Raw genomic sequence first — 13,165 nt, forward strand, 5'->3', positions numbered from 1 at the left:
TTGGTTAGAGTTGCGCGTTTGGCGTAATCGTTGACCAACTTATGGCCCTTTTTTGTCCAGTTATACAAGTTCGCCGTCTCAGCTAGTGCGCTTGCCCCCCAGCTTGTTTCACCTTGTCGCCTTTGGTTATACAAATAGGCCACGCGGTTTTACACTTTAGTTAGTTCCCAAGCTGTTCAAGCGGCTAAATTTATTGTGTGGCTTGTTTAGCGAAATAATCAGACAAGCCGTCCGTAACTGAATGGGCAACACGATACGGATAAGTGAGACCCGAGATAACCTTAAAGTCGTGGGCGTCATTGATGTAGCCCATTTCTAACAACACCGCCGGACGTTCATTATCTCGAATAACCTGAAAGTTACCAAATTCGATGCCCTTGTTTGGCATCGGATAGTGGGTCATCTGACTGTTTAAGGCTTTAGCCAGTCCCATGGAGAGATTTTTATGATAATAATAGGTGGTTAAACCAGATGATTGATTGGTCTCTGGCGATGAATCAAAGTGAATGCTGATGAACGCGTCTGCCTTAATTTCATTGGCTAAGGCCGGTCGTGGTGCGAGGCCGACATACTTATCGCTATCACGAGTTAAAATCACGTGAGCGCCCCGCTGGCGTAGCTCATTGGCCACCGCCTTGGCAACCTTTAGCGTGTATGTTTTTTCCTTGTCTTTTGGCGAAGTGTCTGAGGGACTGTGTAAAGCGCCGGAGTCACTGCCACCATGACCTGGATCAATCACGATGGTCGCTTCTGATAAGTTGGTTGCCTGTTTTAAATCGGTCCGGCGATTGACCAACCAACTGGCAACCCAACCGGTATGGCGATCATCATAGCGGACATGGTACCAGAGATTTTTTTCACCAAGTTTAACGAGACGGGTATTCAATTTTGCTTTGTGGACGGTTCGACTGGTTAGACTCGGACCAGAGCGGACATTTAAATTGTCAACGCTAACGCGGACCGTTTGTTCACGGGTAAGCCAGAATAGTAACAGCCCAATTGTAATCGTGACGGCAAGGGTTAGTGAAATTTGAAACCAACGTTGTTTAAGAAATTTCATTTAGGTATTTTCCTTATTTTCATGAAAATCGAATAAATCACACTTAATTATAGCAAATTCGCCTGAGCGACTTGACAGAAGCCTAAAACTAAATTAAGTTTTAAACACGAAAACAACACTAAAACCGATGATAAAGACAATTAGTGGTCGTGGCAAGACTAGAGAGTAAGTGCTTGGTGAAAACTTATGCTGCTACGACGATGAAGACACTTTTGAGGTGGATGAAAATCCCGTCACAGGCGACGTTACCCTGAGAAAAAACAAAGGTGGTACCGCGCTTTGAGCGCCCTTGATATGAATCAAGGGCTTTTTTTGTTGCTAAATCCGTTTAGCAGCCGCTCGTTAAGTGGTCTTGAGTGATTGGTGCTTGTTACAAGTGATGGATGAAATGGAGGAAGCTTATGAAGTATCAACGACCAAAAGGAACAGCGGACATTTTACCAGGCAGCTCGGCTAAATGGAGTTACGTGGAGGATATGGCCCGGTTATTATTTGATGATTACCAATTTCATGAAATTCGGACACCGATGTTTGAAAGTTTCGATGTTTTTGCTCGATCAGCTGGTGATACCAGCGATGTTGTCACCAAGGAAATGTACGATTTTTATGATAAGGGTGAACGGCATATCGCGTTACGGCCAGAAGGGACGGCTGGAGTGGTGCGAGCGTATGTTGAAAACAAACTGTACGCGCCTGAACAGGAAAAACCTTACAAAGTCTTTTACATGGGACCAATGTTTCGCTATGAGCGGCCACAATCTGGACGCATGCGAGAATTTCACCAGATTGGCGTCGAAGCGTTTGGTAGTGATGCCCCAGCTTTAGATGTGGAAATTATGGCGATGGCAATGGACTTCTTTGCTCATTTAGGTTTGAGCGGACTGAAATTGGCCATTAATTCACTCGGCGATGCGCAGACACGAGCGGATTATCATCAGGCGTTGGTTGATTATTTAACCCCACACTTCAATGAGTTGAGTGAAGATTCACAAGCGCGATTGCACAAAAATCCGTTACGAGTATTAGACAGTAAAGATCCCCAAGATCAAGACATCGTGGCTGGTGCTCCCTCGATTTTAGATTACTTAACCCCTGCAGCCCAAAAGCACCTCGACACCGTGACACAAATGTTAACCGCCTTAGAAATTCCCTATGAGGTGGATGCAACAATGGTGCGGGGATTGGATTATTACAATCACACAATTTTTGAAATTGAGAGCGATGCTGACGTTCTCGGTCACGGCTGGACCACAATTTGTGGCGGTGGTCGATATAACGGGTTGGTTGAAGAACTTGGCGGCCCAGAGACGCCAGGCTTTGGCTTTGGTATCGGAATGGAACGCTTACTACTCTTATTACAAGATGCTGACATCGAAGCACCAATTTCAAATCCGCTGGATGTCTATGTTGTGGGCATTGGTGAAGAAACAAATGTGGCTACGTTGCAACTTGTTCAGGCGATCCGTAATGCAGGCTTTAGTGCTGACCGGGATTATTTGGATCGAAAGCCCAAGGCGCAATTTAAGACGGCTGATCGGCGGAACGCCCGTTTTACAATGACCGTTGGCGCCAACGAATTAGCCCAACAGACGGTTAATTTCAAGAGTATGCAAACGGGTGAAGAGATTAGTTTACCGATGTCGGCTATTTATGCGGATTTTGCCAGCATCTTCGATAAATACTTCGATGAAGATTAAGAACGAATTGAGTTTGAGAAAGTAGGAGATTGAATGGAACGTACACAGTATGCAGGTTTAATCAATGAAAGCTACGAAGGTCAACAAGTCACGTTATTTGGCTGGGTGCAAAAGCGGCGTGATCTAGGTAAGTTAATTTTCATTGACTTACGAGATCGTGAAGGCATTGTCCAACTTGTTTTTAGTGCTGCTAATAGCGAGGCCGCGTTGGCGGTTGCTGAACAGATGCGCAGCGAATATGTCATTAAAATTAGCGGCCTAGTTAAGGCGCGCAGTGCAAAAGAAGTTAACCCTGATATGGCCACTGGAAAAGTCGAAGTGGAGGTTAGCAGCGCTGAAATTTTGAACAAATCGAAGGTGCCACCCTTTGACATCAGCAATGGTGTCGAAGCGGCTGAAGATTTGAAATTAAAGTACCGTTATTTAGATTTGCGCCGGCCGGAGATGCAACATAATTTAATCCTACGTAGTAAAATCACCCAAGCCGTCCATTCATATTTTGACGAAAATGGTTTCATCGACGTTGAAACGCCAGATTTAACGAAGTCCACGCCTGAGGGAGCTCGGGATTACCTGGTGCCTAGTCGAATTTATCCCGGTCATTTTTATGCACTGCCACAATCGCCGCAGTTGTTTAAACAATTGCTAATGGGCGCGGGATTCGATCGCTATTATCAAATTGCACGTTGTTTCCGGGACGAAGATTTGCGTGGCGACCGCCAACCTGAATTTACGCAAATTGATATGGAAACTAGCTTCATGAGTCAACACGATATTATGGACATGACGGAAGGTTTAATCGCTCGTGTTATGAAAAATACGCGCAATCTGACCGTCGATTTGCCGTTTAATCGCATTACGTGGCAGGAATCCATGGATCGCTTTGGTACCGATCAGCCGGATTTGCGGTTTGGCATGGAGCTGATTGACTTGTCAGCGCAATTGAAAGACAGTTCATTCAAAGTCTTTAGTGGTGCTGTGGCCGCTGGTGGTCAAGTTAAGGCAATCGTGGTGCCAGGTGGTGCGGATCATTATTCACGTAAACAACTTGATGGCATGACCGACTATATCAAACGTTTTGGGGCGAAAGGACTCGCTTGGGTTAAAGTGACTGAGGACGCCTTTAATGGGCCAGTAGCCAAGTTCTTGAATGACCAATTTGCGGCGTTAACCGCCGCAACTGCAGCCAAAACCGGGGACTTAATCCTCTTTGTTGCTGACCGGCGGAAGGTTGTCGCCGACAGTTTGGGGTACCTACGCGTTACAATTGCGAAAGAACTCGACCTGATTGACCCAGATAAATTTGCCTTCGTCTGGGTGATCGATTGGCCTTTGTTCGAATATGACGAAGGTGACCAACGCTGGGTACCGGCGCATCATCCCTTCACAATGCCAAATGAAGGGGATGAACATTTCTTAAACGAGGGTGAAAATCCTTATGAAGCCCACGCACAAAGTTACGACATTATCCTTAATGGTTTGGAACTGGGTGGTGGATCAATCCGGATTCACACGCGTGAACTACAAGAAAAGATGTTGCATGCATTAGGCTTTACGCCACAACGAGCAAGGGCTCAGTTTGGCTTTCTATTAGATGCCTTAGATTACGGGTTCCCGCCGCATGGTGGTTTGGCAATCGGTTTGGATCGCTTTGCTCGCTTGCTTGCTGAGGCTGACAATATTCGTGAGGTGATTGCCTTTCCGAAGAACTCGAAAGCAACGGAACCCATGACCGCTGCCCCTAGTGAGGTTGCCACGCAGCAATTAAACGAATTACATTTAGCTGTTCAACAACCGCAAGATGAAAATTAGTATGATTTTCACGAACTTCAATAGTTTTCAGCAGTAATTGAGCAAGGTGTTTCCACGTATCGTGGAGACACCTTTTTTGTACCTCGCTGGTAAAGCTTGTGACGTTACAAATGAAAACGATACCAATAAAGCGCCATATATCAGTTGATAAGCGGCATAATCAGCTTGTTGTTTGATGTGAAATTAATTACAATGAATGAGTAGTAAACAGCTTCAACATCTAAACAGTGGTTGATGAAAGGAACGAAGACACATGAATAAGTTTATTGGAATCGTGGGAACGATTTCGACAGAGTCGACTAACAAACGTCTCTTAACATTTATGCAACAGCACTTCGCTGATCAAGCGACAATCGAATTACTTGATATTTCTGGACTACCAATGTTCAACAAACCTGCTGACAAACAAGTGCCGAAACGGGTCAGTGAAATGGCGGCGAAAATTGAGGCGGCCGATGGTGTCATCATCAGTACGCCAGAATATGATCACTCAGTTCCTGCGGTTTTGATGAACACACTGGCTTGGTTATCATATGGAATTCATCCATTTGTGAATAAGCCGGTGATGATTACTGGTGCCTCCTTTGGTTCCTTAGGTTCATCAAGAGCACAAGGACATTTACGCATTATTCTAGATTCACCGGAATTACGGGCACGGATTATGCCGAGTTCTGAATTTTTGTTGGGTAATTCTTTAGGCATGTTTAATGATGATGGTAGCTTGAAGGATGCAGAAAAGGTAGCCAAATTAGACGGACTGTTTGCTGATTTTCAGACGTTTGTAGCGCTGACTAAACAGCTTAATCATGCTGATGAACTCAATAAACAAGAAGCCAAGGATTTTTCGTGGGATAAGCTCGATTAAAAGTGGAGGGAGTAAAAATTATGAAGCTAGTTGGAATCGTCGGATCAGTGGCGGACGTGTCTTATAACCGCCTCTTGATGAAATTCATTGCTAGTCATTTCAGTGATCAAGTCGATGTTGAGATCCTTGATATTAATGACGTGCCAATGTTCGATCAAGAAAACAATCAAACCAATGGTGAACCAATCCAGTACCTCAATCAAAAGATTTTAGCCGCTGATGGAGTGATTATTGCCACACCTGAACATAACCATACGCTGACCCCAGCGCTCAAAAATGTAATTGAATGGCTTTCTTACGATATTCATCCATTTTCTGGAAAACCGGTCATGATTGTGGGTGCGTCATTCTATGATCAAGGTTCTTCTAGAGCTCAATTAATGCTGCGTCAGATTTTAGAATCACCTGGCGTCAATGCCGTTGTTTTCCCAGGTAACGAGTTTTTACTAGCCAATGTAAAATCAGCCTTTGATGAACAAGACAACCTGAAGGATGATAAGACGGTGGCCTTCCTCGGCAGTACCTTGAGTAAATTTGTGCAATTCGTTAAAGTTATTAACCTCATGAATGAGCCACAAAGCGGTGAAGAGGAGGACTTAACAGCTTCTGGCAGTATCTCGACGACTGTTGCTGGTGTCGATATGGCAGCTGACGACTGGCTTGAGCAAGCAGCAATGGTAACCCAGGCAGCTGAAGGAAATCAGTATGTAAAATTAGATCGTGGGTTATTGACGGTTGATCAACTGAATGCCTTCTTAAACACGATGCCAATGGAATTGACCTATGCTGACAGTAACAATCAGTTTATCTATTACAATAAGATGGCGGATGATCCGAAAGCAATGTTGGCACCACGACGACCTGGTCAAGTGGGCGATCCAATGGCGATGGTCCATCCGCCACGAGCGGTTAAACATGTTGCCGAAGTGATTAATGCCTTGCGGACCGGCAAAACGGATCTGGTTAAGATGCCCGTCCCAGGAAACGGACCTGATCGTTTTATCATGCATTATTACAAAGCTATGCGCGATGATGATCACAAGTATTTGGGCATCAATGAGTGGGTGCTTGATTTAATGCCAACGATTCGCTATTACTTACAGGCGACTGGGCAAAAACTTACGCCAGATCCGACCGCGCATCCTGATGCTGTTGCGGGCGCTTCTGAAAAGCCGGTCACACCAGCCCAAAGTCAACCTGATGCAACTGCCGGGGCCTCCGAGGAGACTGACGCCCCTGCAACGCCGGCGCCAGCTGTCGACGGAACCTCCGGCGCATCAGAAGCATAGGCAAAGCAAATACACTTTTTTTAAAGGCGAGTCAGCAAATGTGATAGTGGGACATAACGCAACATTGAGCGCGAGCACTAACAAAAAAGGTAGCACCTAACGTACTTTGGCAGGTGAAGTGAACCCCCAGAATTGGATTTTGTCCAACTCTGGGGGTTTTACTATGACCAAATATAATTATGAATTTAAAGCAAAGATCGTGCCGTCTTTTATCAGTGATGTTACAAACTCGTTTTTTTAATGAATACTGTAACCAAGCGGATTTAGTCACAAGTGCATTTAGTCATTCGAGTGAAAATGGCTGCTAGATTATGTGACTGGCGGGGAGGATTTTACTTCTTCTGAGGCGTTTTACGGTATCCTTGGTTTAACGAATAGAAAGAAGGTCGTGGTGATGGCAGAACTAACAGGTGAAGCAGCGGCGTATCGGGCTCAATTTGGGCAGCCAATTCATGATGACGATGCACTGTTTGAGCGCCTTACATTGCAAGTCTTTCAGGCAGGATTGAATTGGCGAATGGTCATCAATAAATTACCGATTTTTCGTCAGGCGTTTAAAGATTTTGCGGTGCAACAAGTGGCGGCTTTTGAGGAGGAAGATGTCGAACGTTTGCTGACCGTGCCCGGCCTGATTCACAACGAACGTAAGATTCGTGCAGTGATTAATAATGCGCAAGTGATTATGAAGTTGCGCCAGAATGGCCAATCATTTGACCAGTACTTACAGCAGTTTAAAGAAACCGGTTTGGCTGCTGATCGTCCTGAACAAACAGCAGCGGCCACGGCCGTTGCTAAACAGTTACATCAACAGGGATTTGAGTTCTTAGGGCCTGAGACAACCTTGTCATTTCTACGGAGTATCGGGTTATTTAATCATTCAGATCATCCCTTCACACAAAAATAATAATAGCGTGTCAACATCAAAGCTGCCGGTTGGACAGTAAGCTGTTGACACGCTGTTTTGTCAGAAAATTAAGGTTGATAATTCACTGTGGTAGTAAAATCAATTCGATGTGATTTACCCGCTTTAACCGTTTCGACACCGCGTAAATTTTCACCATGTGGACCTAACTTTGTGCGGACGGATTGCGGTTGATTCGTCCAGGAATCATTGGTTAGGTGGACACGATAAGTTCCAGTCGGTAGGGGACGTCCAGCGTTGGTTAACTTGCCAGAAGTAAACCCACCATGCTTAACCTTGACCTGGTCGCCTAAGACCACGTTTTTTTGGCTAACGATTACCTTCAGTTGACTGCGATCAGGTAAATTAGTGGTGCCATGAAGCCGGACGTTGCCGCTAGTGTCGACGACAAAAGATAGCTTGGTTTTCGGGGTGACCGTGGTCGCTTTAGCACTCTTATTAGTCGATAACCACGATTGGCCAACGCTTTGGTTCGAAGAGGCTGGTGCTAGACCGGCGATCGTCCAAACAATGACGCACAGAATAGATAGTCCCAGACTCAGCCACACTTTAGTGCGACGCTGCCAAGCGCCAAACTTAAAGATGACGTAAACCCCAGCTGGAAAGAATAGCACAGTAAGGACAATGCCAAACCAGGGCTCACGGTAGAATTGATTTGCTTGAATGTTCATGGTGACCTCCAAAATGTCATGATGATAGTATACCATGACGGGAATCCAACCAGCGGTTTGTGCGGAATGATTCTGTTGTAACTTGGACTTCAATCGCTGTGAACGTTCAAAATTTGTTATAATCGGGATATCACAATTTAAAAGGACAGTCGTCATGAATGATTTGCAACAATTGATCGAGCGACACCAATATACTGGCCGATTAGGCACGGCCTTCATTTACTCCATTTGTGTGTCCATCGCCTTAAACTTTTTCTGGAACCCTGGTCACATTTATTCATCAGGAATTACGGGGGCAGCACAGTTGGTGCATACGTTGTCAACGCGTTACCTAGGGGTGAATTTAGGAATTGGTGAATTATTGTTTGCGCTAAATATTCCTTTATTTATTTTGGCGTGGTTTAAAATTAGCCATCGGTTCACCTTTTTTACAGTTATTGCGGTCGGCTTGTCGACCATTATGATTCGCGTCTTGCACCCGGTAACGTTAACGACTGATCCGATTATTTGTGCAATTTTTGGTGGTGCTGTCAATGGCTTTGGCACGGGTTTAGCATTGCGTTATGGTATTTCAACTGGTGGATTAGATATCTTAGGGATCGTCATTCGCCGGGCCACTGGGCGTAAAATTGGCACCATTAACATGACCTTTAATGCATTTATCGTGATCGCTGCTGGTTTTGTCTTTGGCTGGCCGTATGCCTTTTACTCCGCAATTGGGATCTTTATTAACGCACGGGTAATGGACATGGTCTATACTCGGCAACAACGCCTACAAGTGATGATTATTACGGATCGGCCGAAAACCGTCATCGACTCTGTTCAACATCATATTCGTCGAGGAATCACAATTGTCCATGGTGCAGAAGGGGCATATCGACACAATAAAAAAGCGATTCTATTTACTGTGATCTCTGGTTACGAAGTCGGTGAATTGCAAGAAGCGATTAACGAATCTGATCCTAATTCCTTCGTTTCGCTAAGTAACATTGAGCGAATCTTAGGGAACTTTTATGAGCCGCGACTTTAGTTAGCTTCAACTAAGACCTGAAAAAGCTTGTCTAAAACAATTGCAAAGGGAGTAATGTTCAATGTTAGTTGGGTCACATGTCAGTATGAGTGGGCAAAAAATGTTGTTAGGGTCCGCTCAAGAGGCGGCATCGTATCAGGCTAATACGTTTATGATCTACACGGGCGCACCACAGAATACGCGACGTAAAGCCATTGATCAGTTGAATATTTCAGCCGGTAAGGCCTACATGGCTGAACATGGTTTGGCGCATGTGGTTGTTCATGCACCTTATATTGTCAACTTGGGGAATACGTATAAGCCAGATAACTTTGCTTTCGCGGTGGAATTTCTTCGTGAAGAAGTTCGCCGTGCGGATGCAATCGGTGCTGAACAAATTGTGCTACATCCGGGAGCCCACGTTGGCGCCGGTGCATCCGCCGCGATTGCGTCGATTATCAAGGGGTTAAATGAAATTCTCAGCCCGACCCAACAGGTGCAAATTGCGCTGGAAACAATGGCCGGTAAAGGCACTGAGGTTGGAGTTTCATTTGACCAACTGGCTCAAATGATCGATGGTGTGACGTTAAACGAGAAGTTGTCAATCTGCTTTGATACATGTCACACAAGTGATGCCGGTTACGCGGTTAAGGATGATTTTGAGACGGTGATCAGCGAGTTCGATCAGATCATTGGATTGGATCGACTGAAAGTGATCCATTTAAATGATTCAAAGAATCCTCGAGGCGCGCATAAGGATCGACACGCTAATTTGGGATATGGTACGATTGGTTTCAAGCGTTTGAATGCGATTGCGCACGATTCGCGTTTTGAAGCGGTGCCCAAGATTATGGAAACACCATATGTGGCAGTTGATCCAGAGCATAATCCTAAAGACAAGCGGGCGCCGTATGGTTACGAAATTGCTGAGTTAAAGGCGGGGCAGTTTAATGACCATTTAGTGGCTGACATTGCGCGCCAAGCGGATTTTACTGCTTTTCTCAAATAATTGAGCTTTTTAGGAATAATTGTTCGAGAATAATTGACGATTTAGACGGGTTTCTGTATAATCTTTTAAGGACAGTTAAGTGCACATTGTACAAAACCGTTACTAAACGCCCGAAGGGAGGGGATTTCACAATGGCAAAGACAGTTGTTCGCAAAAACGAATCCTTGGATGATGCTCTCCGGCGTTTCAAACGGACCGTTTCTAAGAACGGAACCCTTCAAGAATACCGTAAACGGGAATTCTATGAAAAGCCAAGCGTTAAGCGTAAGCTTAAGTCAGAGGCTGCTCGGAAGCGTAAAAACAAGAAGAGCCGGTTTTAATTAACCGTAAACGTCAGCCGCGGCTGGCGTTTTTTCATCGGTTGATTTTAAATTTTGAGGAGGTTATCAGTATGGCATTATTGACACAATTGAATGATGACTTAAAGACAGCGATGAAAGCGAAGAATAAGATCGAGCTAAATGTGGTTCGTTCATTGAAATCAGCGATTATGAACGAAAAAATCGAGTTAGGCCATGACTTGAATGAAGATGAAGAAATCGCGGTTGTGGCTCGTGGTTTAAAGCAACGACGTGAATCATTGGACGAATTTGAACGGGCTGGTCGGCAAGATTTAATTGATGAGACCAAAGCTGAAATTACGATCGTTGAACGATACATGCCAGTTCAATTGACGGCTGCCGAAGTTAATGATGTGGTCAAGCAAACGGCTGCCGAAGTTGGGGCAACCAGTCAAGCCGACTTTGGTAAGTTAATGGGAGCTGTTATGCCAAAGGTTAAAGGAAAAGCTGATGGGAAACTGGTTAATCAGGCCGTTAAAAAATTGCTCCAAAACTAATTGTTGAAAATATAGTCACCAGACGATCGTCAAAACACTGGCGGTCGTCTTTTTGGTTGGCTTTATGCTAAAATAAAATCTAGTAATAACGAATAAGACGCGGTTAAAGACCGCAAAGGAGCGAGACTTTTTTGGCAGAAAACCATTTTAAATTTGAACGCAGTTTTCGGTTGTCCACGCCGGATTTAGAAGCCGCACTAGTGGGCGCTAACGATGCTAATTTAAAAATGCTGGAGGAAGGTTTGAACGTCAATGTTCATCCATTTGGTGACTTGATTACAGTTGGTGGTGATCAAGAGGCGCCCGTCAACCAAGCAATTGCCATTATCGATAATTTAGTCCAACTGATTAAACAAGGAATTACACTGAATCGGACGGACGTCGTATCAGCGATGACAATGGCTGAACGGGGCACATTGGAATACTTTCAAGACCTTTACAAGCAGACGTTAATTAAAGACGATCGCGGTCGATCAATTCGAGTGAAGAACTACGGTCAACGTCAATATGTGCAGTCAATTGGTCATAATGACATTACTTTTGGCATCGGGCCGGCCGGTACGGGGAAGACCTTTTTGGCCGTCGTGATGGCTGTGGCGGCGCTCAAACGTGGTGATGTGGAGAAGATCATTCTCACCCGACCAGCCGTTGAAGCTGGTGAAAGCCTCGGTTTTTTGCCCGGTGATTTAAAAGAGAAGGTTGATCCTTATCTACGCCCAATTTACGATGCGCTGTATCAAATTTTGGGGGCGGAGCATACTCAACGGTTATTAGACCGTGAAGTAATTGAAATTGCGCCACTGGCCTACATGCGTGGCCGCACCTTAGATTCGGCCTTTGTAATTTTGGATGAAGCACAAAACACGACAAATGCACAAATGAAGATGTTTCTAACCCGCTTGGGCTTTGGTTCCAAAATGATCGTCAACGGCGATATTTCGCAAATTGACCTGCCCGGGCATACGCATTCTGGCTTAGTCGACGCCCAAAATCTGTTACAAAACATTTCCCATATTGGCTTTGTTACCTTTGATGCGGATGATGTGGTGCGCCATCCAGTTGTTGCAAGCATCATTAATGCCTATGATCGACGCTCACAGTCTGATCAGCCAACAACGAAAGGATAATGATGGACTTAGAAATCTTTGATCACACAACTGAGGGTGTCACTGAAGCACACATGACTTTGGTGCGCGATATATTGGCGGCGGCTGGTCGAGAGCTCGATTTGCCTGACAATACTGAAATGTCAGTGACATTGATGAACAATTCTGAAATTAAACAAATTAATCAGCAATATCGTGGTGTGGATAAGCCAACCGATGTGATTAGTTTTGCCATCGAGGAAGATCCTGATGACGAAGATGCGATCATTATGGATGACGCGTTATTAGCCGAAATTCCAAAGAACATTGGTGACATTATGATTTCGGTAGATAAGGTCGCTGATCAAGCAACGTATTTAGGTCATTCATATGAACGAGAGCTGGGCTTTCTGCTTGTTCATGGTTTCCTTCATTTGAACGGTTACGACCACATGGATCCTGCCGACGAAAAAGTGATGTTTGACCTGCAAAGAAAGATACTGGATGACTATGGCCTCACCCGATAAACAACAGACGCAAAAAAATCAGCACTTTAGTCAGGCATTACGACATGCCGTTGATGGGATTGTGGATATTATTTATCATGAACCCAATATGCGCTATCACCTGGTCTTTGCCGTGGGTGCGTTACTAGTTGGTGTGATTTTACAAATCAGCCGCATGGATTGGCTGTGGATTACGTTAGCGATTTTTACAGTCATGCTAGCCGAGTTTGCCAATACGATCGCAGAGTCCTTAACCGATCTAATCACCCATGGTCGTTTTGATCCATTGGCCAAACGGGTGAAAGATGTGGCTGCTGGGGCGGTAGTTGTTGCGGCAGTCTTTGCGATCATCACGGGCGCGTTAATTTTCGTCCCCCGGTTGTGGGCACTTTTGGGTTAATC

At 45.0% G+C, this 13,165-nt stretch carries 14 protein-coding genes; 12 read left to right on the top strand and 2 right to left on the bottom strand.

Annotated elements, in window-relative coordinates:
• Positions 1 to 190 precede the first annotated feature (190 nt).
• Positions 191 to 1,060 carry an N-acetylmuramoyl-L-alanine amidase family protein gene (locus AC27FN_RS01155; RefSeq protein ID WP_487166198.1) on the bottom strand — a complete coding sequence of 290 codons (870 nt, stop codon included), beginning with the start codon at positions 1,058 to 1,060 and terminating at the stop codon, positions 191 to 193.
• 401 nt (positions 1,061 to 1,461) lie between these two features.
• On the opposite strand from AC27FN_RS01155, the gene hisS reads away from it, so the two are divergent.
• The 5 genes from hisS (at position 1,462) to AC27FN_RS01180 (ending at position 7,627) form a co-directional block, all read left to right on the top strand.
• The gene (gene hisS / locus AC27FN_RS01160; protein WP_487166199.1) at positions 1,462 to 2,757 is read left to right on the top strand and encodes a histidine--tRNA ligase; all 1,296 of its coding nucleotides are present in this window, start codon (positions 1,462 to 1,464) and stop codon (positions 2,755 to 2,757) included.
• A gap of 33 nt (positions 2,758 to 2,790) precedes the next feature.
• Positions 2,791 to 4,569, top strand: coding sequence for an aspartate--tRNA ligase (gene aspS, locus AC27FN_RS01165; protein ID WP_487166200.1), 1,779 nt, complete (start codon positions 2,791 to 2,793; stop codon positions 4,567 to 4,569).
• A 253-nt stretch (positions 4,570 to 4,822) separates the two neighbouring features.
• Complete coding sequence (locus AC27FN_RS01170; RefSeq protein ID WP_487166201.1) at positions 4,823 to 5,434, top strand: NADPH-dependent FMN reductase; 612 nt, start codon at positions 4,823 to 4,825, stop codon at positions 5,432 to 5,434.
• Between the two features lie 20 nt (positions 5,435 to 5,454).
• On the top strand, positions 5,455 to 6,723 hold the full coding sequence (locus tag AC27FN_RS01175; RefSeq protein ID WP_487166202.1) for an NAD(P)H-dependent oxidoreductase: 1,269 nt from the start codon (positions 5,455 to 5,457) through the stop codon (positions 6,721 to 6,723).
• A 394-nt stretch (positions 6,724 to 7,117) separates the two neighbouring features.
• Entirely contained in the window at positions 7,118 to 7,627 is a 510-nt protein-coding gene (locus tag AC27FN_RS01180; protein ID WP_487166203.1) for a DNA-3-methyladenine glycosylase I, read from the top strand.
• A 68-nt stretch (positions 7,628 to 7,695) separates the two neighbouring features.
• On the opposite strand, the gene AC27FN_RS01185 is transcribed toward AC27FN_RS01180, so the two are convergent.
• The gene (locus AC27FN_RS01185) at positions 7,696 to 8,316 is read right to left on the bottom strand and encodes a hypothetical protein (protein ID WP_487166204.1); all 621 of its coding nucleotides are present in this window, start codon (positions 8,314 to 8,316) and stop codon (positions 7,696 to 7,698) included.
• Between the two features lie 154 nt (positions 8,317 to 8,470).
• On the opposite strand from AC27FN_RS01185, the gene AC27FN_RS01190 reads away from it, so the two are divergent.
• The 7 genes from AC27FN_RS01190 (at position 8,471) to AC27FN_RS01220 (ending at position 13,163) form a co-directional block, all read left to right on the top strand.
• On the top strand, positions 8,471 to 9,346 hold the full coding sequence (locus AC27FN_RS01190) for a YitT family protein (protein ID WP_487166205.1): 876 nt from the start codon (positions 8,471 to 8,473) through the stop codon (positions 9,344 to 9,346).
• A 61-nt stretch (positions 9,347 to 9,407) separates the two neighbouring features.
• Positions 9,408 to 10,334 (top strand): deoxyribonuclease IV, encoded by a 927-nt coding sequence (locus tag AC27FN_RS01195; protein ID WP_487166206.1) that lies wholly within the window; start codon positions 9,408 to 9,410, stop codon positions 10,332 to 10,334.
• Between the two features lie 131 nt (positions 10,335 to 10,465).
• Positions 10,466 to 10,654 carry a 30S ribosomal protein S21 gene (gene rpsU, locus AC27FN_RS01200; RefSeq protein WP_017261952.1) on the top strand — a complete coding sequence of 63 codons (189 nt, stop codon included), beginning with the start codon at positions 10,466 to 10,468 and terminating at the stop codon, positions 10,652 to 10,654.
• Positions 10,655 to 10,725: 71 nt separating this feature from the next.
• Positions 10,726 to 11,172 carry a GatB/YqeY domain-containing protein gene (locus AC27FN_RS01205; RefSeq protein WP_487166207.1) on the top strand — a complete coding sequence of 149 codons (447 nt, stop codon included), beginning with the start codon at positions 10,726 to 10,728 and terminating at the stop codon, positions 11,170 to 11,172.
• Between the two features lie 131 nt (positions 11,173 to 11,303).
• On the top strand, positions 11,304 to 12,299 hold the full coding sequence (locus AC27FN_RS01210; RefSeq protein WP_487166208.1) for a PhoH family protein: 996 nt from the start codon (positions 11,304 to 11,306) through the stop codon (positions 12,297 to 12,299).
• 2 nt (positions 12,300 to 12,301) lie between these two features.
• On the top strand, positions 12,302 to 12,784 hold the full coding sequence (gene ybeY, locus AC27FN_RS01215; protein WP_487166209.1) for an rRNA maturation RNase YbeY: 483 nt from the start codon (positions 12,302 to 12,304) through the stop codon (positions 12,782 to 12,784).
• Positions 12,762 to 13,163, top strand: coding sequence for a diacylglycerol kinase family protein (locus tag AC27FN_RS01220; RefSeq protein ID WP_487166210.1), 402 nt, complete (start codon positions 12,762 to 12,764; stop codon positions 13,161 to 13,163). The genes ybeY and AC27FN_RS01220 overlap by 23 nt, the downstream gene beginning before the upstream one ends.
• Positions 13,164 to 13,165 lie beyond the last annotated feature (2 nt).

Source organism: Furfurilactobacillus sp. W61-4, assembly GCF_057545565.1.

Bases quoted from the DNA above. Each gene is read 5' to 3' on its own strand.
- AC27FN_RS01195 (WP_487166206.1), top strand. From the start codon at position 9,408: ATGTTAGTTGGGTCACATGTCAGTATGAGTGGGCAAAAAATGTTGTTA.
- AC27FN_RS01170 (WP_487166201.1), top strand. From the start codon at position 4,823: ATGAATAAGTTTATTGGAATCGTGGGAACGATTTCGACAGAGTCGACT.
- AC27FN_RS01185 (WP_487166204.1), bottom strand. From the start codon at position 8,316: ATGAACATTCAAGCAAATCAATTCTACCGTGAGCCCTGGTTTGGCATT.
- AC27FN_RS01180 (WP_487166203.1), top strand. From the start codon at position 7,118: ATGGCAGAACTAACAGGTGAAGCAGCGGCGTATCGGGCTCAATTTGGG.
- AC27FN_RS01155 (WP_487166198.1), bottom strand. From the start codon at position 1,060: ATGAAATTTCTTAAACAACGTTGGTTTCAAATTTCACTAACCCTTGCC.
- AC27FN_RS01205 (WP_487166207.1), top strand. From the start codon at position 10,726: ATGGCATTATTGACACAATTGAATGATGACTTAAAGACAGCGATGAAA.
- AC27FN_RS01190 (WP_487166205.1), top strand. From the start codon at position 8,471: ATGAATGATTTGCAACAATTGATCGAGCGACACCAATATACTGGCCGA.
- ybeY (WP_487166209.1), top strand. From the start codon at position 12,302: ATGGACTTAGAAATCTTTGATCACACAACTGAGGGTGTCACTGAAGCA.
- hisS (WP_487166199.1), top strand. From the start codon at position 1,462: ATGAAGTATCAACGACCAAAAGGAACAGCGGACATTTTACCAGGCAGC.
- aspS (WP_487166200.1), top strand. From the start codon at position 2,791: ATGGAACGTACACAGTATGCAGGTTTAATCAATGAAAGCTACGAAGGT.
- AC27FN_RS01175 (WP_487166202.1), top strand. From the start codon at position 5,455: ATGAAGCTAGTTGGAATCGTCGGATCAGTGGCGGACGTGTCTTATAAC.
- AC27FN_RS01220 (WP_487166210.1), top strand. From the start codon at position 12,762: ATGACTATGGCCTCACCCGATAAACAACAGACGCAAAAAAATCAGCAC.
- rpsU (WP_017261952.1), top strand. From the start codon at position 10,466: ATGGCAAAGACAGTTGTTCGCAAAAACGAATCCTTGGATGATGCTCTC.